At 39.6% G+C, this 25,242-nt stretch carries 20 protein-coding genes and 1 pseudogene; 7 read left to right on the top strand and 14 right to left on the bottom strand.

The window, feature by feature from the left end; genetic code table 11:
* The first annotated feature begins 25 nt into the window (after nt 1-25).
* The 7 genes and pseudogenes from C825_RS20185 to C825_RS20155 all read left to right on the top strand — a co-directional run bounded on the left by C825_RS20185 (nt 26) and on the right by C825_RS20155 (nt 6,489).
* Complete coding sequence (locus C825_RS20185) at nt 26-526, top strand: MutS2/Smr-associated SH3 domain-containing protein (protein ID WP_228100173.1); 501 nt, start codon at nt 26-28, stop codon at nt 524-526.
* A gap of 262 nt (nt 527-788) precedes the next feature.
* Nucleotides 789-3,376, top strand: a pseudogene (gene clpB, locus C825_RS20180) (ATP-dependent chaperone ClpB).
* A gap of 97 nt (nt 3,377-3,473) precedes the next feature.
* Nucleotides 3,474-3,815 carry a DUF6565 domain-containing protein gene (locus C825_RS20175; protein WP_010799913.1) on the top strand — a complete coding sequence of 114 codons (342 nt, stop codon included), beginning with the start codon at nt 3,474-3,476 and terminating at the stop codon, nt 3,813-3,815.
* Nucleotides 3,816-3,889: 74 nt separating this feature from the next.
* Nucleotides 3,890-4,216: a hypothetical protein gene (locus tag C825_RS20170; protein ID WP_007652830.1), complete on the top strand. Its 327-nt coding sequence runs from the start codon at nt 3,890-3,892 to the stop codon at nt 4,214-4,216.
* Between the two features lie 42 nt (nt 4,217-4,258).
* Nucleotides 4,259-4,939, top strand: coding sequence for a YiaD family glycine zipper/OmpA-like lipoprotein (locus C825_RS20165; RefSeq protein ID WP_007652831.1), 681 nt, complete (start codon nt 4,259-4,261; stop codon nt 4,937-4,939).
* Between the two features lie 224 nt (nt 4,940-5,163).
* Entirely contained in the window at nt 5,164-5,829 is a 666-nt protein-coding gene (locus C825_RS20160; protein WP_007652832.1) for a DUF4136 domain-containing protein, read from the top strand.
* A 30-nt stretch (nt 5,830-5,859) separates the two neighbouring features.
* Nucleotides 5,860-6,489, top strand: a complete 630-nt coding sequence (locus C825_RS20155) for an outer membrane beta-barrel protein (RefSeq protein ID WP_010799912.1) — start codon at nt 5,860-5,862, stop codon at nt 6,487-6,489.
* A gap of 76 nt (nt 6,490-6,565) precedes the next feature.
* On the opposite strand, the gene C825_RS20150 is transcribed toward C825_RS20155, so the two are convergent.
* From C825_RS20150 to C825_RS20090, 14 genes are all read right to left on the bottom strand, one after another.
* Complete coding sequence (locus tag C825_RS20150; RefSeq protein WP_010799911.1) at nt 6,566-8,827, bottom strand: Helicase associated domain protein; 2,262 nt, start codon at nt 8,825-8,827, stop codon at nt 6,566-6,568.
* Nucleotides 8,828-9,019: 192 nt separating this feature from the next.
* Nucleotides 9,020-10,126 (bottom strand): Wzz/FepE/Etk N-terminal domain-containing protein, encoded by a 1,107-nt coding sequence (locus tag C825_RS20145; protein WP_010799910.1) that lies wholly within the window; start codon nt 10,124-10,126, stop codon nt 9,020-9,022.
* Between the two features lie 42 nt (nt 10,127-10,168).
* Nucleotides 10,169-12,565 (bottom strand): SLBB domain-containing protein, encoded by a 2,397-nt coding sequence (locus C825_RS20140; protein ID WP_010799909.1) that lies wholly within the window; start codon nt 12,563-12,565, stop codon nt 10,169-10,171.
* A gap of 43 nt (nt 12,566-12,608) precedes the next feature.
* The gene (locus tag C825_RS20135) at nt 12,609-12,998 is read right to left on the bottom strand and encodes a lipocalin-like domain-containing protein (protein WP_010799908.1); all 390 of its coding nucleotides are present in this window, start codon (nt 12,996-12,998) and stop codon (nt 12,609-12,611) included.
* On the bottom strand, nt 12,986-14,449 hold the full coding sequence (locus tag C825_RS20130; protein ID WP_044214708.1) for a capsule assembly Wzi family protein: 1,464 nt from the start codon (nt 14,447-14,449) through the stop codon (nt 12,986-12,988). Before C825_RS20130 ends, C825_RS20135 begins: the two co-directional genes overlap by 13 nt.
* A 460-nt stretch (nt 14,450-14,909) precedes the next feature.
* Nucleotides 14,910-15,341 carry a hypothetical protein gene (locus C825_RS20125; protein WP_016213010.1) on the bottom strand — a complete coding sequence of 144 codons (432 nt, stop codon included), beginning with the start codon at nt 15,339-15,341 and terminating at the stop codon, nt 14,910-14,912.
* Between the two features lie 369 nt (nt 15,342-15,710).
* Entirely contained in the window at nt 15,711-16,847 is a 1,137-nt protein-coding gene (wecB, locus tag C825_RS20120; protein WP_010799903.1) for a non-hydrolyzing UDP-N-acetylglucosamine 2-epimerase, read from the bottom strand.
* 15 nt (nt 16,848-16,862) lie between these two features.
* Nucleotides 16,863-18,104, bottom strand: coding sequence for a protoporphyrinogen/coproporphyrinogen oxidase (locus tag C825_RS20115; RefSeq protein ID WP_010799902.1), 1,242 nt, complete (start codon nt 18,102-18,104; stop codon nt 16,863-16,865).
* 4 nt (nt 18,105-18,108) lie between these two features.
* Entirely contained in the window at nt 18,109-18,864 is a 756-nt protein-coding gene (locus C825_RS20110) for a glycosyltransferase family 2 protein (RefSeq protein WP_010799901.1), read from the bottom strand.
* Nucleotides 18,865-18,875: 11 nt separating this feature from the next.
* The gene (locus C825_RS20105; protein ID WP_010799900.1) at nt 18,876-19,988 is read right to left on the bottom strand and encodes a glycosyltransferase; all 1,113 of its coding nucleotides are present in this window, start codon (nt 19,986-19,988) and stop codon (nt 18,876-18,878) included.
* Nucleotides 19,989-20,001: 13 nt separating this feature from the next.
* Nucleotides 20,002-21,135: an EpsG family protein gene (locus C825_RS27770; protein WP_010799899.1), complete on the bottom strand. Its 1,134-nt coding sequence runs from the start codon at nt 21,133-21,135 to the stop codon at nt 20,002-20,004.
* Nucleotides 21,132-22,307 carry a glycosyltransferase gene (locus C825_RS20100; protein ID WP_010799898.1) on the bottom strand — a complete coding sequence of 392 codons (1,176 nt, stop codon included), beginning with the start codon at nt 22,305-22,307 and terminating at the stop codon, nt 21,132-21,134. Before C825_RS20100 ends, C825_RS27770 begins: the two co-directional genes overlap by 4 nt.
* A 272-nt stretch (nt 22,308-22,579) precedes the next feature.
* Nucleotides 22,580-24,124, bottom strand: coding sequence for a lipopolysaccharide biosynthesis protein (locus tag C825_RS20095; protein WP_016213009.1), 1,545 nt, complete (start codon nt 24,122-24,124; stop codon nt 22,580-22,582).
* 2 nt (nt 24,125-24,126) lie between these two features.
* Entirely contained in the window at nt 24,127-25,239 is a 1,113-nt protein-coding gene (locus C825_RS20090) for a glycosyltransferase family 4 protein (RefSeq protein ID WP_044214542.1), read from the bottom strand.
* Nucleotides 25,240-25,242: the final 3 nt, after the last annotated feature.

Here is a 25,242-nt window from a genome sequence, read left to right as displayed (position 1 = left end):
TTTTGCCTATGAGACAGACGGGGTTGTGAACGGAGCCATGCTTTACGATGCTGAACGCATGCAGCCGTTATACCGACTTTCCATCGGCAGTCCGGGAAGTTCGTTTGCTGTTGAAGTAGCCCGCAGGATCGGTCTTCCGGAAGATATTATTGTTGATTCGTCTGCTAAAATGGGTGAGGATTTTATCAATATGGATAACTTCCTGCAATCTATCGCACGGGATAAATTGTATTGGGAAGATAAGCGGAAAGAGATAACAGCCATTGAACATAAAGTGATTGAAGCTAGGGCGATAGAAGCTGCCGGGTCTCTTGAGTCATCAAAAGATAAAGCGGTGAATCCTGTAAAGAAGCAATCTTTGGAAAATGCCGTTATCGAAAAAGGAGATAGCGTGAAATTGGACGGTCAACCGACAGTCGGCGTTATCCTGGAGTTACAGGGTAAACAGGCCACTGTTGCATTCGGCATGATGAGAAGCACTGTTGCCCTGAAACGGTTAACGCTGGTAAGTAAAAAGAGAAAATAAAAACTCCTTATTCTCGGGGTGTGATTTCTCAGATCCAGTTTTCGGAACGAATATAACACTATCCGGCAAACCTTTTTTGCTTTCTTGTTGTTTTCTCTTCGAAAGTACGTAATGTGTCGTTACTTCCGACTGAACGACATGGTATCTTTCTCTGATTTTGTATAAATATGACAAAATGTCTTATTTTTATTCTGGTATTTCTTTTGTAGATATATCAGTGAAATTTGAAAATAATAAAGATAACAAGAAAATAATATAGCATATGAATTTAAACAATTTTACAATCAAATCACAGGAAGCTGTTCAGCAGGCCGTTCAGTTGGTTCAGAAGAACAACCAGCAAGTGATTGAGCCTGTTCATTTGCTTAAGGCTGTCATTATGACGGGCGAGAGCGTAACGAACTTCCTTTTCCAGAAACTGGGTGTGAATATCCAGAATCTGAACATGGTGCTGGATCGTCAGATAGAATCCTATCCGAAAGTATCCGGCGGTGAACCTTATCTGTCAAGCGAATCGAATGCCGTTTTGCAGAAAGCAATCGACTATTCCGGTAAGATGGGCGACCAGTATGTTTCTCTGGAACATATTATCCTCGCTTTATTCACCGTGAAGAGTACTGCTTCACAGATCTTGAAAGATGCTGGTGTGACGGAGAATGAACTGAAAAAAGCGATCGAAGAATTGCGTAAAGGTAATAAGGTAACCAGTCAGTCCGCAGAAGATACATACGACTCATTGAGCAAATACGCTATCAACCTGAACGAACGTGCCCGTAGCGGTAAACTCGACCCGGTGATTGGCCGTGACGATGAAATCCGTCGTGTATTGCAGATTCTGAGCCGTCGTACAAAGAACAACCCGATCCTGATCGGTGAGCCAGGGGTGGGTAAGACCGCTATCGCCGAAGGTTTGGCACATCGTATTATACGTGGCGACGTTCCGGAGAATTTGAAATCGAAACAGATTTTTTCTTTGGATATGGGAGCTTTGATTGCCGGTGCTAAATATAAAGGTGAATTTGAGGAACGTCTGAAGTCGGTTGTTAATGAAGTAACTAAATCGGAAGGTGAGATTATCCTCTTTATTGATGAAATACATACATTGGTAGGGCCGGAAAGGGCGACGGTGCTATGGATGCCGCCAATATCCTGAAGCCGGCACTGGCACGTGGCGAATTGCGTTCCATTGGTGCGACTACCCTGGATGAGTATCAGAAATATTTTGAAAAGGATAAAGCCCTGGAGCGTCGTTTTCAGGTTGTCATGGTCGAAGAGCCGGATGAACTGGATACCATTTCTATCCTGCGTGGTTTGAAGGAGAAATACGAAAACCACCATAAGGTTCGTATCAAAGACGATGCGATCATTTCGGCCGTCCAGCTTTCAAGCCGTTATATCACCGACCGTTTCTTGCCGGATAAGGCAATCGACTTGATGGATGAGGCTGCCGCCCGTCTGCGTTTGCAAGTAGATTCCGTACCGGAATCATTGGACGAAGTAACCCGTCGTATCAAACAGTTGGAAATCGAACGCGAAGCGATCAAACGTGAGAACGACAAAGGCAAGCTGGAGCAGTTGAACAAGGAAATCGCCAACCTCAAAGAAGAAGAGAGAAAACAGAAAGCTCAATGGGAAAGCGAAAAAGAATTGATCAACAAGATTCAGCAGAACAAGATAGACATCGAGAACCTGAAATTCGAAGCCGACAAAGCTGAACGCGAAGGCGACTACGGTAAAGTGGCCGAAATCCGTTACGGCAAAGTAAAAGCCAAAGAAGAAGAGATCAAGGAAGTACAGGCCAAATTGCATACGATGCAGGGTGCTGCTGCCATGATCAAGGAGGAAGTCGACAGCGAAGATATTGCCGATGTAGTATCCCGTTGGACAGGTATCCCTGTTAATAAGATGTTGCAGAGCGAAAGGGACAAACTGCTTCGTTTGGAAGACGAACTGCATACCCGTGTGATCGGTCAGGATGAGGCAATCAGTGCGATAGCCGATGCCGTACGTCGTAGCCGTGCCGGATTGCAGGACCCGAAACGTCCGATTGGTTCCTTTATCTTCCTCGGTACGACAGGTGTCGGTAAGACAGAGTTGGCCAAAGCGTTGGCTGAATATCTGTTTGACGATGAAAATATGATGACGCGTATCGATATGAGCGAATATCAGGAAAAATTCAGTGCGACTCGTTTGATCGGTGCACCTCCGGGATATGTCGGTTACGATGAAGGTGGTCAGTTGACGGAAGCTATCCGTCGTAAGCCATACTCCGTTGTCCTCTTCGACGAGATCGAAAAGGCGCATCCGGATGTATTCAATATTCTCTTGCAGGTATTGGATGACGGGCGTCTGACGGACAACAAGGGCCGTGTCGTAAACTTCAAGAACACCATCATCATCATGACCAGCAATATGGGTTCATCGCTGATTCGTGAAAGTTTCGAGAAGATTACGCCCGACAACCGTGAAAAGGTGATCGATGAAACCCGTATCCAGGTGCTGGAACTGTTGAAGAAGAACATCCGTCCGGAATTCCTGAACCGTATCGACGAGATCATCATGTTCACTCCGTTGAACGAGGAAGAGATCCGTAAGATTGTCACTTTACAGTTGAACGGTGTGAAAAAAATGCTGGCAAACAACGGTATCGCTTTGAACTTTACCGATGCCGCTCTCGACTTTATCTCGGATGCCGGTTACGATTCCCAGTTCGGTGCCCGTCCTGTGAAACGTGCCATCCAGAAGTATGTCCTCAACGAACTGTCGAAGGAAATTCTGGGCATGAAGATTGACAAGAACCGTCCGATCACGATCGATCGCGAAGGGGAGGGGTTGGTCTTTAAGAATTGAAAATTAAAAATTGAAAATTGATTAAGACTCGGGTTTGTTGTAAATCCGGGTCTTTTTTTGTTTACATTTGCAACATTAATCTAAAAAGGAAAAGAATATGAAAAGGTTTTTAATGATGATGGTTGCTGTGATGGCTCTCTTTACATTAAGCGGTTGCGGGGAATCTAAAGAATCGTATGTAAAGGACTTCACGAAGTTCGTAGAAAAAGTACAGGCTGGTGCCGATAAGTATTCTAAGGCAGATTGGGAAGAAGTGGAAAAGAAATATATCGAATTTGCCGAAACAAAATATGATAAGTATAGTTCCGAACTTTCTACAGATGAAATGATCGGTATCACAAAGTTGAAAGCCACTTATCTGACAATCCAGACCAAGCACGGCATCATCGACAACATACTGAAAGATGGAAATAATGCTTTGGACTTATTGATCAAATAGCCTGCAATTATTTTAAAATATCAATTAAAGCAATATCTTTGCATAAGTATGTAACCAATTAAACTGAAAAAGTTATGAGCGACAAAGACGATTTGATTTACGATGAAGACGAATCTGTAAAATTTATTCAGAACTATCTTCCCCAGGAATTGAAAGGCAAATTCAGCAATGACGATATCAATTATATTGTAGACCTGATCTACGATTTCTACGAATCACGCGGTTATCTGAACGATGATGCTGACGATGATGCCGACATTGAAATAGATGAGGATGAATTGATTGAATATGTAGTAAAGAATGCGCAGAAGGATGGTGTTGGCAAATTCGATCCCGAGGCAATAGGCTTTATTGTGCAGGGCGAACTTGAATATTGCGATTCTATCAACATGTTCGATTGATAAACTGTTATATTCATATAAAGTTTATAAAAGAGCAAAAAGATGAAACATTTAAAACTATTATCAGTACTGCTATGTATGGCAGTAGTATTTACGAGTTGCGGAACATGGACAAATACCGGTAAAGGAACAGCCATTGGAGTAGGTGGTGGTGCAGCCGCCGGTGCAGGTATTGGTGCATTGGCCGGTAATACAGCATTAGGAGCAGTTATCGGTGCTGCTGTCGGTGGTACGGCCGGTGCTTTGATTGGTAAAAAGATGGATAAACAGAAGAAGGAGCTGGAAGCAACTCTTCCTCCCGAAACAACCGTTGAGACCATTAATAATGGTGAAGCTTTGAAAGTTACTTTCGATTCTGGTATCCTGTTTGCGACTAATTCAAGTACATTGAGCGATGCTTCGCGCAGTGCATTGCGTAAACTGGCTGTCAGCCTGAACGAAAATCCGGATACCGACATCAAGATCGTTGGTTATACCGATAACACCGGTAAGGTGGACTACAACCAGACTTTGTCGGAAAAACGAGCTAAAAGCGTATATGACTATATGATGGTAGACCAGGGTGTAAGCGGTCGCCGCATGGAATATGAAGGCAAAGGTGTTCACGATCCTGTTGCCAGCAACGACACTCCGGAAGGACGTGCACTGAACCGCCGTGTGGAAATCCTGATCCTTGCCAACGAAAAGATGATACAGGATGCTCAACAGGGGACATTGAAATAAATATTTATTTTAAAAGATAATCGAAAGGCCTGGAATAGCGTAAGTTATTCCGGGCCTTTTCTCGTTTTAACTATCGTTTACGAGCGTTTTGAAGTCTTACAACAAGTTAATTAACACAGTCAAAATAACATCGAAGAGAACCTTTTTTAATTTCTTGTTGTTTCATGAGTAACTTATATATAAGCACAAATAATAGTATAAACTGTTTTAAACGTTAAAATGAGATGAAAAAGATTATTCCTTTTTTCTTGTTGATCCTTTTACTGGCATCTTGTCAGAAAGATCCGGATATGTCAAAGCTGGATAATGATTTCGTGGTGTACACAAATCATGATAGTAAGACCGATTTCAAGTCTTTCACCACATTCTACATTCCTGATAGTGTACTGGTAATTGGCAACAGCGAGAAGCCTCAGTACTGGACAGCAACTGAAGCAGACGATATCACTTCCACAATTATCAGTAACATGGAAAGCCGTGGTTACACTCGCACAATGGACAAAGAAACAGCAGATCTGGGTTTGCAGGTTTCTTTTGTTGAAAATGTAAATTATTTTACAAACTGGTATGACAACAATTATTGGTGGTGGGGTTACCCAGGTTATTGGGCACCTAATTACTGGAGACCGGGATGGGGACCGACATGGGGTTATGACTGGCACGACTGGTATTATCCGTACCCTGTTGTTTACAGCTACAGCGTAGGTTCACTGCTTGCTGAAATGGTCGACCTGAAATCTCCGACACCAAAGACTGCTGATGCAAAGTTACCGGTTATCTGGACTTCATATATGGCAGGTTTATTGTCCGGTTCAAATAAGATCGATACTCAGCTATCCATCCGTGCAATTGATCAGGCATTTGTTCAATCACCATATATCAGGAAATAATTAAACGCGAATCAGTAAAATTTGAGTCTTATGAAAAAGATAAATAAATCAATAAAATTAGTCGCTTTACTTATCGCCTGTTTAGCGATTCCTTCACTGGCTGGCGCCCAGGTTGTAAACAATATGTATTTCAATATCGACTGGGATATCAACTCTCCGTTCGGTAATGACTTTGCCGACAAGACAAGCGGTTGGGGTGCTCATGGTGAAGCCGGTTATTATGTGGTTCCTAATTTTGCAGTAGGTGCATTTATTTCTTATCACACGAACAATAAATATATTGACCGTCAGACACTCAACGTAAGCGAAACATCTGCTATCACTTCTGATCAGCAACATTCTTTATTCCAGTTGCCTTTTGGTGCTGCATTCCGTTATAGCTTTACCCGCGAAGGACAGTTTGAACCTTATGTTTCAGCTAAATTAGGTGCAGAATACAGTGAAATGTCGACTTATATGAATGTAATGAAAGTGTACGACCGTCAATGGGGATTCTATGTAGCTCCTGAAATCGGTATGAATATTTTCTTTACTCCTGAAAAGAAATTCGGTTTGCACGTAGCTGCTTACTATAATTATGCAACAAACAAAAGTAAAGTCCTGACTTATTCCATGGACGGAATAAACAACTGGGGAGTGCGCTTCGGTGTTGCGTTCTAAAATAGAAGTTTGTTCTTTTAAGTGTTTTATGTAGTTTATTAGAAAGCGGGAGGCTGCAGCGGCAGTTTCCCGTTTTTTATTTTAAATTCCAGGGGAATGCGATCTTATCCAGAAGATTTTTACGGGTAGGAGGGAGTTCACCTTTTTTTAAGGCTCTGCGCTGTACGAAACACCAACTGCCGAGTTTGTTCTCACGGGCGGTTGGCCAGCGGTTGTTTTCTGAGAAGAATTGTTGTAGTTTTTCATAGTTTTCCATCCAGACATCATCGATAGTCCAGATAAAACCTTCGGCATCCATCCGGGCGATGCGTTCAGCCGAAAGTAAACCCTGTTTCCGGTTCTTGCGCTGGGTGTTACACCAGCTGCCGGCTTTGCCTTCATTGCTTTTGGGCCAGCGTTTGTGTTTTTTATAGTAAGCAAGTACCTGCTGCCAGTTTTCCGTCCAAAGCGAATCCAGATCCTGTTCCCACCAGAAGCCGATCGAATCGAGCAACCGGATTCTTTCATTGGAAAGGAGACCTTTCTTTCGTGTTTGGCGTTGGGTATTGCACCAGGTATTCAGTTTGTTTTCGCCGCGTTTGGGACAACGGTGTTCTACAGCCATAAATGCTTTCAGTTCTTCAAAGCAGTTCATCCAGCGGCTGTCCTGTACCTCCCATTCAAAACCGATCCGGTCCAGCTGCAAGATATAATCTTCCGATAACGTCCCTTTCTTCCGGGCAATCCGCTGGGTGTTGCACCAGTTTCCCAACTTTCCTTCGGCCGCCTGCGGCCAGCGTCCTTCACGTTCCTTATATTCGATCAAACGTTCATACATCACCGGCCATGCATCCAGTTCCGCCAGCATATCATCCACACGGGCACGGATATCAGACAGGAACCCCGTAACCTCAAATTCCATAAAGCCTTTAAAGCTCTTTGGAGCACGGATCGCCGGATGATAAGCCAACTCCCTTGACATAGCCTCATAAACAGAACGGCCCGAAAGATTATTGACGAAGTCTAGCACTACCGGATGCCGGTCCGAACCGGCTTTCAGGCAGCGGCCCAACTGTTGCAAGGCTACCACATACGACTCCGTCCGACGCAGGAACATGGCGGCATCTACTCCTTCCACATGCAATCCTTCAATCAGCATGTTTATGGAGAAAAGGACATGCAGTTTTCCTGTTTCCCTACGGAAACGACGCAATGTCTTTTCATTCTCTCGGTTACTCAGCCCGTTATGAATCTCGAATGTTTCCGTTTCAAAGCCAGCCTGCCCGAGCCAGTTCGATACTTCGGGAATCATATGCTGAAGGTCCTCCTTGTCTTTACAGAAAACAAGCATTTTCTTTACTTCTTTCGGCAAATAACGCCGGATCAGTTCCGATGCACTCAACGAACCGCGAAAGTCGAGACGGGCAAAGTCTATCTTGTCCTGAATACGCTTACGCCTTTCAGATGTACAGTCGCTCCTGTTCAACATTCGCTGTACCTTATCCAGCTGGTTATTCAGATCGAATACACTTTGTACCAAAACCGGGACAGGCAGTATCTTATAATACCAGGCCATAGACAAAGACAGTTCATGGAACAGGTTTCCCTTGAAATAGACCTCTACCGTATCGAGCATCTCTTCGGGACGTATCGGAGTGGCCGACATTCCCAGTACACGGGCCTCCGGATTATTATCAATTACTTCCTGTACAGCCTGTCCCCATACCTCCGCCCCGAAATGATGGAACTCGTCGATAATGATATGATCCGCTTTGAGTTCACCCACCGTACCGCGATTCAGGACTAATGCCTGGAAAGTCCGGTAGGCGACATGTGGCATTGTCCTGCCGATTGCTTTTTTGATCTCGGCAATGATCGTAACGTTGGGAGCAATAACTAAAATATCATCTTCTGAATGATTGACGATATAGCGGGCAATCAGGTAGGATTTTCCTGTTCCAGTCGCCTGTACAACGGCTCCGATCCTGTTCGTTTTGAATCCTTCTTCGATGGCTCGGTAAGCCGCTTCATTATGTGAAAAGAGTTCAACATGCTTTCCCGTCTCCAGACTTCTCAGATAGCTTTCATCCGAAACAGTCAGTCCGTGCAGTTCAAAGGAAAGTGCCTCCGGCAGATAACCGCCATGAGCCAGGATACGAAACTGATTACAGCCGTACATTTCCCCGATTCGCTGCATTTCAGTATACAGCCTGTCCACTTCCGGCAAGCCGACAGGTTCCTTATTCCATACCTCTTTCACAATGAAAGTAACGGAATCCTCCCTAAAGCCTACCAGCAGACAGCCGGATTCTTCAGTGACAAAATAATGATAAGAATGATAAAGATCGCAGAGTGACATTCAGAAAATATGTCAATACTAGGAATAATTGAGCTATCCCGTTCCCGTGCTTGACACGGGATCGCAAAGGCACAGACTGTATCCTATAATATCTTTTGATACCGCCAGTTCTCTTGCGTCCCCGTGTCAAGCACGGGGACAAGATAGTTCAAATCTGATAAAAACTGAACTCTATATAAATACCCCAACTAATTATTCAATATCTAAAACCTCAGTTTCCTCTTTGGGTTTGAAAAGGTCTTTGATAAACAGATAACCGATTCCACCGAATATGGCAAGGAATACAAACCCAATCAGGATCAGCGGCTTCTTGGGAGAGGATGCTTTTAAAGGGACAGTGGCGGGTTGTATTATTGTGTATACCGGTGTCTGTTCCTGTACCCGGAGTTTATCCTGTTCCAACTTTTGGGCCAACGTATTGTAAACATTGAAGGTTAATGTCATTTCATTCTTTAAACGCTCCTGTTCGGTACGGTAACTGGCTGAGATGATATTCTTGTTGGCATCCTCAAAAGCCGCATAGGCACGTTGTGCTTTGTAGTAGGACTCACGGGCTTCACTGAATACTTTCTCTGTGAATTCAAGGTCTTGCTTTACCTTCTGGGTACGGTAATTTGTGATGTATCCCTGAAGTTTTTCCAAAACAATTTGAGTGATATTCGCCGAGATTAACGGGTCTTGCATCTGAACGGATACAGTGATTACCGATGTCTTTTTATCCACAGAGGCAGAAATGCGTTGTTGTAACGCATTTATAACATCAGCCTGTTCCTTTGTCAACCTGAAAGAAGTCAATTCTCCACTACTTACCGGTTCTTCTTTTGAGAACAAATCTTTCACAACACCCAACAACTTGAACGGAGCCTGTACCACATAACTCCACCACGCACTTTTCTGGTGATCATCCATATAATCATATAAGGATGCAGAATAATTACCTTTCTCATTTGTCACCTGTACGGGGAATAACTCCAGTAAAAAAGGAATGCTACTGACTACATCCGGATACAGGTCCGGGGAGATGGCGTCCGCTCCTGAAGTACTGTTCAGGTTAATCCCTGCCATAGCAGCCAATCCTCCCAGATTTCCCATCTTTTTGGATGGGTCGGAAGTTTCGGGTGCCAGTTTTACGGTTGTACTATATTCTTTCGGTATGCTGAAAGCTACGACAAGACCGACAACAACTGCAATTCCGCAACATTTAAAAATAAATTTGCGTTCCCCCCACAACCGCTTAGCCAATTCTATTAAATCGATCTCCTGTGCATTATCTGTGTCAGGAGTGTTCATTTGAATCATATCCACCTTGTTAATTGAAAATTAAAGATTGAAAATTGAAAATTATTTCATTGTATTAATAATAGAGGTGACCATAGCTGCCATCGAAGTGGTTGAACTGGCTATGCTCAGAACTTCCGCCAGGCTGGTTTTACGATCGCGTTGCGTCTTAGTCGGAACGACGATTTCGCATCCCGGTTCTACCTTTGGATATCGTTTGAAGAAGATAAAGCATTTTTTCGTTGTAGCAACCTTGCCGTTCATATAGATTACGATCGGATATTTACGGGCAATATCATTGTATCCACCGGCTTGTGAAAGACAATTTCCGACAGACATTCCTTCGGTATAAGTCACACTGTTCGGATAGGTTACGGCTCCGTTTATCTTAACTGTACTTTGTAATTGTGGAATATAAAGCTCATCCCCATCACGCAATACCACATCGTGGGCACTTCCCGGATTAGCCAATGCTTTTTCCAAATCGATGCCGACTGAATAATTTTTGATATTTTCCAGTGATAAAGCCACCGAGTCACGGCTTTGCTTATTGGAACTTAGTTGCAGGAGAGTTTCCAGGCGGCGCATCTCATCCTCTGTCAGCTGGCGTTTCAGGCTTGCTCCTTTTACATAGGCATCAGGGGTTATCCCTCCGGCTTTGGCTATGATATTACTCAGACGGGAGTTCTTTTCTGCCAATACGTAATCACCGGAGAAAGTGATTTCACCATCAACCTTTACTACTTGCTGTTCCTGATATCCTGGTGAGAAACGCACATACACCTCATCGAAAGGTTCAAGGGTAAAGACTGAATTACTATTTTTTCCATCAACGGATATCAGTCCTAAATTGTCATTCAACTCAAAGTTGAACACTTCGGCTGTACGATTACTGTTTTCGTAAGTTTTTGTATCCTTAATTCTTCTGGCTACTTCCACATTGACCGTTGCTGCCGATTCCTTCAAACCTCCGGCCATCATAATGGCATCTTCAACCGTCAGATTGTTTCGGTAGGGCAGGACTGTATCTACATAATTCACTGCTCCGCTTACTTTGATCGTATAAGGCTCGCGGAGATCAAACAGGGATGGAATATTTAATATGTCTTCCGGTTTGAGTTCTATATCCGGAGATGTACCATTCAGGATTCCACGGATATCTACGGCTATCACTGTTGTTGTGAAATCCGGATTCAAACGGGTGATCTGGGCACGGCCGGTAAACTCATCACCTTTCAGGCCGGCTGCCTGGTTGATCAATCCTTTTACGGTATGTACAGTTCCATTCAACTCATATTCTCCCGGACGCCAGACTGCACCCGTCACTATCAGACGGTTTTCATAAAAAGGAATTACAGAGTCTACCAACAAAGAATCGCCATCCATCATTGCAAAGGTCGGATATTTATCTTCCGTAACAGTCGCTATTTGATAACGGCTATCGGCTTTTCGTTTGATACGGACATCTTTCTTATAAGCATCTCCGGTAAAACCTCCGGCCATGTTCAACAGTTGTTGTAAAGTTTCCCCTTTTTTCATTTCGAAAATGCGGTTACGTTTTACTTTTCCACGAACCACAGCCAGCTGGTCGTAAGGCGAAACGATCACCATATCATTTTCTTCCAAACGGATATTCGTATTGTATTTGCCATTCAGGAGATAATCATATACATCTAATTTTGCAACTTCCTTACTGTTGCGGTATACTTTGATTCCGCGAAGCGAACCGATCTCATTCACTCCACCTGCCGCATACAAAGCATTAAACAGAGTGGCAAAAGAGGGTAGGGTATAGGTTCCCGGAGCAACGACTTCACCTACAATATTGACTTTGATGCTGCGTATCTGACTTAGACTGACAGATACAAATGTATTGGCTCCATCGGTATTTCCCGATAGGGTAGACATGATCCGTCCCAATTCCTGTCGGATACGGTTTTCGGCAGTTTCGATAGTCAGTCCGCTGACAGATACCGGGCCTAGATTAGGGATAAGAATTGTTCCTTCGGGAGAAACCTTCAGTTTCAGATTCAATTCCGAATCTCCCCAGACATTGATCAGCAATTCATCTCCGGCTGACAGGATATAGTTTTTAGGAGTCGGAATATTCAGATCCGGTTCAAAAGACAGATTCTTATTAGAAAATATCTCTCGTCCGAAAACAGTTTCTTTCAAATCGTTTTCCGGTAGATTCCTTTTGCGTTGCTCTTCCAGATAGATACTATCCTTGCCCGGAGTAGTAGCAATAACCCGGTCAGAAATTACTGCATCGGAGGCCCTGGAAGTTGTTTGGCCTGCGCCTGATTGTCCCATTCTCTTAGCAATTTCCTGCTGTATCTGATCATCTGTCATTCCCGCAGCTTTTGCCTTATCAATCAAATCCTGGGGAACCTGTGCCGCCAATGGTACTGCCAGCCATAGCAATCCCCCCAATAATACATTTCTGATTATGATATTCATATTGTTATTTGTTTTTATTATTTCGATTTAGGAGAGAGTAGTATCAAAACTTTCTGAATTCCAACCGCGCATAATCTGATTGTAAAACCAGATGTTTCGATGTTAATTCTTTGACACCGAAACGTTGTTCCGTCCCGTTCATGCCAAATGGTAATAAGTTTTCAACTGTACTGATCGGCATGACTACAAATAGTGAATCTCCGGTATATTCCATATTTCCAGTTTGACTGGTTCCTCCGACTTGCATCAGGTTGATTGTATGCAAAGCCACACTGTAGTAAGCTCGCTCCGGTGTTTCTTCTTCTCCGGAAGTATATTCTATTTTCATTATTTGCCAACGCCCATCCAGGTCACCGTTGATAGGTGTTTTTCCGCAAGCACTAACTATCAGTACCAGCAGCACAGCTATTATATATCTTTTCATCGTATCCATCCTGTTTTTCTGATTGTTAACATACCACCGGCACTTTTACCCAACATAGCTCCCCTGTCTATCCCTAGTGAAGCTGTAAAATCCCAACCTTTCAATTGATGAGGCGTATATTTTAACTCGGCTAGAGCATTGCCGTTTTTTTTGATCTCATAAAAAGGTAACGCATAGGTCCCCCAATTGCGGGTAACAGATAAAAGGATACGGTATTGCAGATCGGCACAAGGGTTACCCATTATTCCAAAATGATGTCCCTGCATCCGATTGCTTTTAAAAACAATATCTCCGTCGTTATTATAGATGGGAGACATGACAAGAGGGTTTCCGATTCCCATTCCCCAATGCTGCCATCCGGTATAAATTCCATGATTATAATAATTATCTGTACCACTCACTTGTTCAGGGATTTCAGGTGTATGGTCCCAATAAACTGGTCCCGTTTGGTCTTTTGTCGAGATATATTCGTAAACGAAACTACCGATCACCGGATTCTTAGGAAACGTTATTTCCACTCCCGCCAGACAGTCTTTCCAGCCATATTCACCGAACATCTGTGAATGGTCTTCAAAATAATGTTCATAGTAAGGGCGAATTGTCCAGTTTTTGGGAGCGTACCAGGTTAGCGAAAAGTTCCAACTCCCCAAATGATTACCATAGATATTCAGTTGTTCTCCCAATGGGGTATCACTACTACCTCCGCTGGGGATAAACACTTTAAAAAAATCTTTTATTCCATTCGGCATATCTATTTTCTCATTGCCAATAAATGCATTTCCTCCGAATTGAGCAGCCATTTCCAACCCCCCTTCCAAAATCAAAGGAAACTTCTCCTGATTACCGATCTTCACATACAAATCTTTGGAATGATAGAGTACATGTTCCGTATATTTATTCCCCGGAGCCACGAAATTTTTCTGCCAGCCATCGTCCGTAAATATACCATAAGCGATATGGCCTTTGAAAGCCATCCATCCTTTTGTTCCCGGTACAACGGTATATTCCGGAATGCCGATACGAACCTGCGGGATTGGACGAGCATTACCCGAAAATGTCAATCCCCCGCTACTTAAAAGCGGATTATTGAATTCACTGTGTCTTTCTTTACTACCTATACTAACTCCCAGGCAACGATATTTCAGATCCGCATACAATTGTTGCACCACAAAAGTCGATGTAAAATTATAGGCTACAGCCAAATCCGCCCCGAAAGCATATGAGAAGCGTTTATCGTTTTCCAACTCCCGGAAGATTCCGGCACGCAGATATCCGTTATTCTTCTCAATGGACGAAAGTCCTTGTTTATTTGCTGTCAGCCAGAAAGGAGTATGTTCCCCTCCGCTAAAACTGATTCCAGTCTCTGCCTGATAACTCAGTCCTTTCGTGATTTGAGCGTAAGAGTTCAAGGGGAGCAGTAAAATACTTCCCCAAATGATTAATTTAGATATAAGTTTCATTTCTGAAAAATTTGAATCAATGATAGTGATGAGATTTGCCTGTAATTGGTTCAGGATGATCCTAAGAACATTCAGGAATGCTCTTTCAAAAATATTGGACGTATTCTTCTCATTTTCAGCACAATAATCTTTCATACCCTATATAAATTAAGTTTGAAATTGATATCAAGATGAAAATGAATTTGCTTCGTGTCTGTACATCTCTGATATTGAGCCTATTAATAGAAGACTTTTCAAGTCGCCCGGGAATGTCCTGAAATTCCTCTTTTAATATAGAATATAAATATTTATAACTAAATAAGGGCCTACGGCCATTTTTTTCAGATTTCAAAGATTAACAACATCCGGTATCATTCACTTTCACCCTACAAAGGTAGAGGGTATGCACCGGACGGCAATTACTAAAATCGCAGCAAAAACAAGCACAGAAAAACCTGTTATACAGCGTATTAATCAATTATTATTTCTTATTTTTGTTATTAATCCTATTTATTTCATTCAAAAAATGTTTGATACAATCCGAATAATCGGAGTCATGTACTTTCATTTCGGTACAAAAAGAACCGACCGTTCCCTCCAAACGAAAACAGAGATAAAAGTGCTCAGCCAGGAAGTCGAAAGACACATCATTGAAATAATATACCTTCATTTGCCCCAGCAGGTCACTCAAAAATTTCCGGTCGTTCACCGGTACTCTCTCCTTCCACGGATCTACCAGGTCAAAACCACACCAAGTCAATATTTCCGGTCGGAATTTGTCAAAAAACTTATTTGCCAAATCAGTCCAACCCTTTTTTTGGTGACACTCATCACTCCCCAGCAGCCAGGCCAGTTTCATTATTTCGATCCGGCGGTCCGGACACTCTCCGATATAGGCTTCCAATTTATCCAAAGCCAAATTTTTACCTACAATTCCACCAATTTTTTTTTATAGCGTTTTAATTCTTCTGTCAGCATAACTTTTAAGTTGATGCTGTACAACAGATATTTCCTGTCAACAGTAGAATCTCCTTTTCCTCTAAAAAACATATATCTTTTGCATTCAAAAGTCCCTTATTTTATCTTCAAAACATATATCTTTCATCTCCGAAATAAGGGACTTTCAAATTTTCAATTCTCAAGGTTATGGTTTTAGTATCCACTAAGTAAAACGTCCCGACATGTGCAAAGACGCTACCGCTGGTTCCAAATTATTTTGAAGCCTGTTATTTTTTCTCATATGGAGAAGATGACAGGTTTTTTTGCATATAAAATAACCTCTTTATCCCATTGCAAAATGAACAATTCTTTCGCAAGCCTTACCATCTCCATAAGGGTTCACTGCTTTACTCATTTTGTCATAATACCCTTTATCGTCCAGCAAAGCGGAAACTTCCTGTACAATCTTATCGTAATTCGTTCCCACCAATTTAACTGTTCCCGCTTCCAGAGCTTCAGGACGCTCGGTTGTATCACGCATAACCAATACCGGTTTACCTAATCCCGGAGCCTCTTCTTGTATTCCACCGCTATCGGTAAGCACAAGGGCCGATTTCTCCATCAGGTAAACAAACGGCAGATATTCCAACGGTTCAATGAAAAACATATTCTGCAAATCCGAATTTCCAAAAACTTCATGAATTGGTTTGCGCACGTTCGGATTCAGATGCATTGGATAGACAAAATCCGTTTCCGGATACTTCTCCGCCAGTGTCTTGATAGCCTTACACATTTGAATGAAACCCTCCCCAAAATTCTCGCGGCGGTGTCCGGTAATAAGAACAAGGCGACGATCCCTGATTTCATATCCGGCAGTTTTTAATTCTTCCGTCAATGACCTTTGTAACGCTTCATTTCCTTTAATTTTATCGACTACCAGATATAAAGCATCGATCACCGTGTTTCCAGTTACAAGGATAGACTTCTGCTTCACACCTTCATCCAACAAATTCTGACAGCTCAACTGTGTCGGAGAAAAATGATACGTAGCAATCCTCCCCGTTATCAAACGGTTCATCTCCTCCGGCCAGGGACTATACATGTTATGTGTCCTAAGCCCCGCTTCAACATGTCCTACCGGTATCTGCTGATAGAAAGCAGCCAAAGCAGAAGCCGTCGAAGTAGTCGTATCGCCATGTACCAGCACGAGATCCGGTTGTACTTCTTTGAGTACATCTCGCATGCCAGTAAGGACACGGGCAGTTACATCATATAAATCCTGTCCTTGCTTCATGATATTCAAATCATAATCCGGATGGATTTCAAAAAGATGAAGCACCTGATCCAGCATTTCGCGATGTTGACCAGTCACACAAACCACTGTTTTAAACTGTTCGGGATACTTCTCAAACTCCTTCACCAAAGGAGCCATTTTTATTGCTTCGGGACGAGTCCCGAAGACGAGCATTATTGTTTTCATTGCAAATTATTATTTTTAACTCTTTGAAATTGTTTGTGCAACTTTCTGGGCCTCTTTGATGTTATCCTCTATAGAACAATAAGTCCAACTCCCGTACCGTCCTATAGAATATATTTGATAAAAAGCTAACTGTTCTTTTAATCGTTTAATGTCTTCGAGACTTTCTTTACTGATGTGTACATATGCTGGATCCATAACAACTGAATGATAATCGACTAATTGTTCATTTTGGACAATCCTAAGTTTTTTCAAATCATCCATAACCTTATCCAAATAAAACGATTCTTCTTTTAATTGAACGTCTTTTGGAAAACCGATTTCTATATATAAAGACATTTTATTTGATTGAATGATATTATCATAATAACCGATTCTATAAAAAATAATGTCTTTATCTGGAATGTATACCCAATGATTTTGAAGATCACTGCCTTTGCGATCAAATCCTAAATTGAATACCATAACTTTATTGCAGGTGTATAACTGCTTATTGTATCCTAGGTCACAAATATCTAAAAGTTTTGGAAAAGGTATAGTGGAAATCAAATGGTCATAATACAATGTCCGTTTGTTTGTTTGGACGATTTTATTCTTCGGATCAATTTGTTCGACCTTTTCATTCAGAAAAATTTTATTCGATTCTATATTGCTAGCCAGTGATTTTATATATTCAATGGCCCCTCCTTCAGGATATGTAAAGAAACTGTTGTAGGATTGGTTTTCACTTTTCCTGAAATTCTGGATGATATCTTCTTTACTTGCCTTTGGAAAAAAACGTCCCATTGCATTTGCATCCAGTTTATTCAGATCACAGGCATATAATTTTTCATTATAGGGAATAAGGAATTTTTCTGAAATGGATTTCCCCAGGTTCTTATATACCATATTCTTAAAACTATTTGGTTGAATCTCGTCTGTGACGAATAAATCATACAGACAGTCAATAAACTCCTCCTTATCCAATTGATGAATGTTCTTTTGAAAAGGAAAATCAATATATTTCCCCTTGTATAGAATCTGAGTTTTTTTGTTAATTTTCCTAAGAGTTGTTGGATCTATATTCTTGCATACATACTTCTCCAATTCGGGATTTTGGAAATGGAAAAAGTGACCAGAATAATCCCATACGTACCCGTTTCTTTTGATTGTCTTACAATAACCACCTATACTGTCATCTTTTTCTAAGACAATATATTCATTATTTGTGAAATTAGCGTAACTGATACCTGATACGCCAGCCCCAATAATTATGTCCATCTTATTATTTGTATTTAATAAAACCATTAATTGCCCAGTTGAGTAAGTAGTAAAGGCTTTTGACTATACCTAATTTTTCTATTTCATGATATACTTTAAACTGAGGAATGATTACCCTTTTTTTATTTCCTGTTGTGCTGTTTGCAAAAACTCTATATCGAGCAAGAATTTCTTTATTCCCATATGCGTAATCTATTTTCTTGAGAATAGATAACCAGAAGACAAAATCATCCCGCATGCTTTTCAGATTTTCATTGAAGAATACTTCGCCGGTTTTTTCTTTGTCGAATAAAGCCGTGAGACAAGATATGGAACAGGTCTTTAATAGACCTGAATAATTGACTTTATCCGGTACAACAAATGGTTTTAAAATCTCGTATCCATGTTCATTGATCCTTCTGTATGAGGCGAAAACAACATCTGCATCTTTCTCTTTTATGAACGCCAGTTGCTTTTTTAGGAAATCTGGTTCCCATAAATCATCTGCATCAAGAAAAGTTACATATCTACCTTCCGCATGACGCAATGCATTGTTACGCGCAGCTGCTGAGCCGGCATTAACTTGTTGAATGAACTTAATTCGTTTATCTTGATCTGAAAAAGACTGGATGATTTGGGCACTTCCATCTTTAGAACCATCATCTACAATAATCATTTCCCAGTTCGGATACGATTGCCTTTGTACGGAATAAATCGTTTCAGTTATAAATTTCTCTCCATTATAAACAGGAGTAATAATAGATATTAAATTTTGATTCATTATATTTCATTTTAGAATTTATGTAGTACAGTGTCAGATGCAAAATAATTTTGAATCGCATGATATAATTGTTTAGGATCGTCTATCAAAAGTTTGCTATCTATCCTTGAGATATGTTGACTGATTGCCTTTAGTTTTTCTTTACTGATCTGTTTTATAAAAGTTACTATTGCTTCATCATTGAATGGATCTATCGCATAACCACATTGCAACAATTCTACTTTTTCTGCCAAATATGTATGTTTAGATACAATAATGGGTTTACAAAAAAATAAGGCTTCATATAATTTGTTTGGCTCTGCTATCCTTTCGTTTATAGTAGAAGTATCATAACAAGCTATCACAAGATCTGTTTTTGCATAAATAGTGGGGAGGTCATCTGGATTTTTAAATGGACCATGCTCTATGATATTTGGATATTTATATGTAAGAGCCTGTATTTCGTTTTTAAGTTCACCATTTCCCCAGAAATGAAATGTATAGTAGGGGAAATATTCCCCGATAATCCGGGCAAATCTTAATATTGTATTTGGATAGCGATATAAACCGATGAATGAGAAGTTGAGAGATTTTTCATTCTCTGTTTGCAGACTTTCACGCTTTATATTTTCCACTTGCTTGTTTAATTTATTTGGAAGAAATAGAATATTTGGAGCTATATTATTCCGTTTAAATAGGTATTGATGAAAGCCTTCAGATGTTAATACTGTTGCTTTTGATTTTTTAACCAATATTCTATCAAAAAATCTAAAAATAGGATGCAGAATAACAGGGAAATTGACATATACAAAATCAGATATTTCATATATATAAGGTCGATTTGCTTTCCAGCAAAAGAAACCAATATCAAAAGTTGTAGCATAGAATATTGCATCCGGATTTTCTATGAATACTTTATTGAGTCCCTGTTGTAAGGTTGATAGTCTGGAGAGATAATTTTTCCCATTTGTCATGTAACCGATTATTTCTACTGAAATATCTTTTGGGAAAAAATTGGCATTCTCGTTATCTCTTTCAAATCCATATACTTTGATATCAAATCCACCATCCCGCAAAGATAAAACACGTTTAATGAAATGAGAATTTCTAAGAGCGGCTTGTAAAAATACGATTTTATGTTTCATTTTTAAATTCATTTTATTGTTGCGAATAAGGTGTGTTTCTGTAATTATAATCTGAACGATATTCAAAAGAAGGATATTCATCTATCAAAATGTAATACAGATAATTTGTATAAGGAATATATTTGTATGAAAAAATCTTGCTTGAAGCAATAAAGGATAAACATAGCAGAGATATTATATAAATATATCGAGAACTTCTGGTAAAAATATTAATTAATAAAACTATTCCTATAGAATAGAAAACAGATAAGTATAATTGAAATCTAGAGAATATATCGATAGTTGACCCCAGTCGATAAATTAACAAATAAAAAAGAGATGCATTCAGGATAAATGTTCCGCTTTTTGTTTGTTCTATTCGATTCCTATAGAGTAAAAGAAGGATAAAAAAAAATAAATGGATAAACATTCCTAATGAGATTCCCTTCCCTTCTCCATCCGGATTATCCCCCATAATATAGAATTCTATTTTTTTTTGTATATAAGGAATGGATCCAAAGACATGTTCTATTATCGAAGAGAAAAGATCGCGATTAATGGATATTCCTATAAAAATAACGAAAAAGACGATGAATGACAATGTTGATATACGTTTCGTGAAAAGACTATATAACGGGAAAAAAATGGTCGCTGAGAAATGAAAAGAAACGGCCAGGCAAATACAAATACAATATTTCAGGAAAGAACGATTGATAATGTAACGACTAGCATAGAGAAAGATTGCGACAGCAATCAGATTTCTCATCGGATTGTCAATGAATAAGTAAAAACCGAACCAGGGTAAAAAAAACATCCATACCAAGAAGCGAAATTCAGGTACATATTCGTTTATTATCCGAGCACACAGAAAAAAGATAATAACTTTCGTCAGAATAAAGAAATTCCAAAAGCTAAAATGCATAAATTTGAATATTAGCATATAAATGTAATATCCTGGTTCAGCAAAGTAATTATAAAATAGATTGTGAAAATCTATTTCGTTATACATTGGCTCATATTGTCTCCAGTCTGAACCAGTCATGTATCCAAAGCACAAGAATACACATAAAATGCACATGCACAGATTATACCAAAGTAACGATTTACGCAGTTGAGGGATTGAATAAGAAACAAGACAAAGTAGTATGGAAGCAATATATAAAATCATATCATCATTTTTAATACTTCAGAAGCTACAGCTTTAGGTGAAAAGTTAGGTTCAACTTCATATCGTTTACCTAAGTAAAAGTTAATATTTGTTAATCCCCTCCGGATATCATTAGGAGTATTTTGTATAATAAGGCAACGAGGATACGAGCTTAATATTTGCACAATACCACTATTTATATCATCCACCAGACAGATGATTGGCAATTCTGTTCCCATATAATCAAATAACTTTCCGGGAATCTGGGTTGAACCTTGTTTGTTGGATATGAAAAGAAGAGCATCAGACTCTCTGTATAAAGATAAGATTTCCTCATAATCGATATTTGAATGAACTGAACAACTTACATATTTTTTTATTTTTTCTTCCATATCCGATGGATAGTTTCCATAGAAGTCCAAACAAATCTTCTTTTCTTTTTCTTTATTATACTCCTCTAGGGCAGATAAGAAGTTTAAAACATTGCGACCAGGAGATAATACTCCTGTATAGACAATACGAAAAAGATTATTATCCATTCTGCTTTTGTGAATAGCTTTGTAATAACCTCTTGGAATATAAAATAACTTATCTGATATTTCAGGATAGTTACGACTCATTTTTTCTTTTGTTAGGCTGGAAACGTAAATGATTTTGTCTGCTTGTTTCAGTAATTCATATTCCTGTTTCCCTGCTTTTCGTTTATGTAACCAACTCAAATTAACATCATCTTTCCAAGGATCTCCCCATATTTGTATCCATGGAATCTGAGGATTTTGTTTCTTTAGTTTCAAAGCAACGAAATGTGAACTTTTTAAATCTGAGGATGAAATGATAAGATCGTAAGAATCTCCAATTTCGACGCTAATCAGATTTTTCCATTTCTTACAAATGTCTGGGAAATAAATTAGGTCGCGTACCAAACTTCTAATGTACGACAATGTTGAATTACTCTTCCTTTTTCCGGGAACAGAAGTCTTTTTTAATATAGACAAGTCGGGAATATAAGTTCGGATAACATCTGCTTTATTCTGATTGGTGAAATAGATGGATCGCATATGTTCCGGCCATTGTGGAGTCAATACTGTAACTTTACATCCATTTTGGATAAGTCCTTCTACCAACGCATTGTTTCGAATTGAAGCTGAGTTTGCCTTTTGCTCATAGCTTGTTGTTATATATAATATTTTCATGCAGTTCTATTTAAAAAATTACTGTAATCTTGATAATAACTTATCTCTATTGCAGAATGACAGCTCTGATTTGTCTCAAGATCCTACATCTGTATGAAACTTGGGCTATAATTTGTGTGCATCATATAAAGATTAGATCCAGAGATAGATTTAGAAGTTTAATTATATACCTTAAATGACGTACTTACTGATAAAGATTGACAAATCCGATATTGTTATCATACCATGGAATGAAGAAATAATAGTACTATAATCCTTAAATAGAAGAGTAATCATTTAGTGATAGATAGTTTTCTTAATAAGCTAAATGTATAAGAGAATTCTTCGGAGCCACTGTAACAAAGATACAACAGGGAACAAGAGACTATAATTGTCATTAACAATCTCAATATAAAATTGATAAAGACGTCAGGGCATACCGAGTCAATCAAAGATGTTGCAAAAGATATAATCATGATTGTACAAACAATCATGAGTGTGCTTTTGGCAAACTCCTTCATATATATCACAAGAGGCATCTTAAAGCCATACTTGAATACTACATATGGCTCCCACCACAGGTTTGTTGCAATATTTGAGAGTAGCATAGATAGCAATATGCCCTTTATTCCCAGTCCCAAATAGGCGGTAAACAGAAATGACATAGCAAGGTTTATTAACGCCTCTATAATAGACTTCCATTTTATCTGCCAAAAGAGTCCATAGGTGTTAATAGCCATCTGCGATGGAATTCTCAACTGATTGAAGAATATTGAATTGACAGCAATAAGTAACACCGAGATTTTGTCTAGATAATATTCACTTCCAATCCATACAGCGATAAATGGGTTAACCAATGCGAAGAAGAAAATGGCAATGACATAGGCAAGAGTGAAATTCATGAAATATATCTTTCGGAATACACTATAAACTTTGTCATCATCAGCGGTTGCCACAAGATTTCCGAAACTAGCTGTTATGCTATTAACAGCTTTTGCAACTATCATGCATGCGCTTGTGGAAATAAGCACATAATTTGAATAGATGCCAACCATGGCAATTCCTACGTAATAGGAGATGAACATATTGCCTGTTCCTGAAACCATAACGGAGCCTATACGATGACATACCATAGCCATCGTGTTCTTCATTATTACTTTTATCTCATTTCGAGGGACTTTGGCTGGCTTTAGATTAACGACTTCAGGGAAAAGTCGGTTGGTTTTGTAGGAAATGGCAATGTTGGAGAGAAATGTCACTATTACTTGTGCCACAAGATACATATAGTAGCTCCTTACTGTAAACAGTATGAAAACCAATGAAACTTCCTTCAGCAAAGTGAATTGCAGTACGTTCTTGTTGTTGACATACTCCTTTTGATAGGCTATGAGCAACGACCTCTTATAGGTGAAGAAATAGGACATCGAAGTGTTAAGTACATACAGTACATAAATTATATGTATGTTCTCCTCAATATTCGGAACTTCCTTGATGAAACAGGTAATAAAAGGAGTAAGAGATAATCCCACCAATACAATGAATAGTCCTATGCAGTTGTACACTTGCCGATAAAGATTGTTCAGCGCAGCAATCTTCTCGGTATCATTATCGGCAATCGGTTTGTACATCATGTATGTAATCGCTGTGCCTATTCCCAATTCAGCAAGCGATAGAAGAGTCAGTATATTGGAAAATAAGCCGTTTACTCCAAGATACTCAATGTTCAGTTGCTTGATGAATACGGTTCGTCCTATGAAACTGAGCAGTATGCAGACAATCTGTACAGAAAGCGATATACCCGTATTTTTTAAAGAATTGACTGTTCTACTTGTTACCATTTTCACATGATTTGATGAATAAATTGAACAAGTTTCTGACTCGCACAATCCCATGTATATTGTTGTGAGTTGATAAGCCCACGATCTATAATCTGCGAACGATATATATTATCTTCACACAAACGCTCAATGGCATTCTCAATTTCAATTGTACTATAGGGATCCACCAAAACAGCACCTTCACCTGCCACTTCTGGCAGACTGGATATATTAGATGTTATAACTGGGACTCCTGCAGCTTGAGCCTCAATCACAGGAACTCCAAACCCTTCATAAAGCGAAGCATAATATACAATACTTGCTAATTTGTATATTACAGGCTTATCTATCTCGTCAACATAACCTATAATTCTAACATCATCACCAATAGCATATCGTATAATAGCATCATCTATAGCTGGATGACTTTTCGTTAATACTAATTTATATTCATTTCTAATATAGTGTGGTAACTTAGAATATGCCTCTATCAGCCTTTCTATGTTCTTATGATTACGGTATATGCCAAAATTTAGTATGTATTTTGGAGGTAATCTGTATTTTTTTCTCATTCGCGTTTCTTCGGCGTTTGTTATACATCGCCTGAACGCTTGTTGGTCAATGCCATTTGGGATGACGTGAATTATTTTTTCGTCAAGCCCAAAATAATCAATTAAGTCTTGCTTGCTATTCTGTGATACTGTCAGGATGTATTTTGACCGTTCAATCGTCTTGTTTAAAATACGTTTGTGTTCTTCAACGACAGCCGATGGTTCACTATTCGTTCGTAAAAGGATAATATCATGTATAGTACTTACCAGAGGTGCTTCAAAACGAACTACTGGCAGAGTGAATGAAAGAAATATATTGAAGTCACTTTTACTCCTCATCCATTTTTCATAAGTAAATGGGAGTTTAAATTTTGAATAAAAAAAATACTTAGAAGGTAGTATCGTGCGTTTGATTATACCAGGAAACCATTCATATTTATAACTGTCATTCTGACGTGTTAGGTAGGTGCATCCTGTAAAAACAATATTTTCCGTAGTAGGTAGATTACACGAAAGATTTCTTACAAAATTTGCAATACCCCCAAAGCCTAATGCCTGACGTAGATCAATGTTAACTCTATTCATAGT

Source organism: Parabacteroides sp. ASF519 (assembly GCF_000364265.2).
Taxonomy (GTDB): Bacteria; Bacteroidota; Bacteroidia; order Bacteroidales; family Tannerellaceae; genus Parabacteroides; species Parabacteroides goldsteinii.
This window is presented reverse-complemented; position numbering and strand designations above follow the sequence as displayed.

Coding starts and splice junctions, on each gene's coding strand:
- C825_RS20140 (WP_010799909.1), bottom strand. CDS start 12,565: ATGAATATCATAATCAGAAATGTATTATTGGGGGGATTGCTATGGCTG.
- C825_RS20170 (WP_007652830.1), top strand. CDS start 3,890: ATGAGCGACAAAGACGATTTGATTTACGATGAAGACGAATCTGTAAAA.
- C825_RS20160 (WP_007652832.1), top strand. CDS start 5,164: ATGAAAAAGATTATTCCTTTTTTCTTGTTGATCCTTTTACTGGCATCT.
- C825_RS20130 (WP_044214708.1), bottom strand. CDS start 14,449: ATGAAACTTATATCTAAATTAATCATTTGGGGAAGTATTTTACTGCTC.
- C825_RS20150 (WP_010799911.1), bottom strand. CDS start 8,827: ATGTCACTCTGCGATCTTTATCATTCTTATCATTATTTTGTCACTGAA.
- C825_RS20145 (WP_010799910.1), bottom strand. CDS start 10,126: ATGATTCAAATGAACACTCCTGACACAGATAATGCACAGGAGATCGAT.
- C825_RS27770 (WP_010799899.1), bottom strand. CDS start 21,135: ATGATTTTATATATTGCTTCCATACTACTTTGTCTTGTTTCTTATTCA.
- C825_RS20115 (WP_010799902.1), bottom strand. CDS start 18,104: ATGGACATAATTATTGGGGCTGGCGTATCAGGTATCAGTTACGCTAAT.
- C825_RS20165 (WP_007652831.1), top strand. CDS start 4,259: ATGAAACATTTAAAACTATTATCAGTACTGCTATGTATGGCAGTAGTA.
- C825_RS20100 (WP_010799898.1), bottom strand. CDS start 22,307: ATGAAAATATTATATATAACAACAAGCTATGAGCAAAAGGCAAACTCA.
- C825_RS20110 (WP_010799901.1), bottom strand. CDS start 18,864: ATGAATCAAAATTTAATATCTATTATTACTCCTGTTTATAATGGAGAG.
- C825_RS20095 (WP_016213009.1), bottom strand. CDS start 24,124: ATGGTAACAAGTAGAACAGTCAATTCTTTAAAAAATACGGGTATATCG.
- C825_RS20090 (WP_044214542.1), bottom strand. CDS start 25,239: ATGAATAGAGTTAACATTGATCTACGTCAGGCATTAGGCTTTGGGGGT.
- C825_RS20135 (WP_010799908.1), bottom strand. CDS start 12,998: ATGGATACGATGAAAAGATATATAATAGCTGTGCTGCTGGTACTGATA.
- C825_RS20105 (WP_010799900.1), bottom strand. CDS start 19,988: ATGAAACATAAAATCGTATTTTTACAAGCCGCTCTTAGAAATTCTCAT.
- C825_RS20175 (WP_010799913.1), top strand. CDS start 3,474: ATGAAAAGGTTTTTAATGATGATGGTTGCTGTGATGGCTCTCTTTACA.
- wecB (WP_010799903.1), bottom strand. CDS start 16,847: ATGAAAACAATAATGCTCGTCTTCGGGACTCGTCCCGAAGCAATAAAA.
- C825_RS20155 (WP_010799912.1), top strand. CDS start 5,860: ATGAAAAAGATAAATAAATCAATAAAATTAGTCGCTTTACTTATCGCC.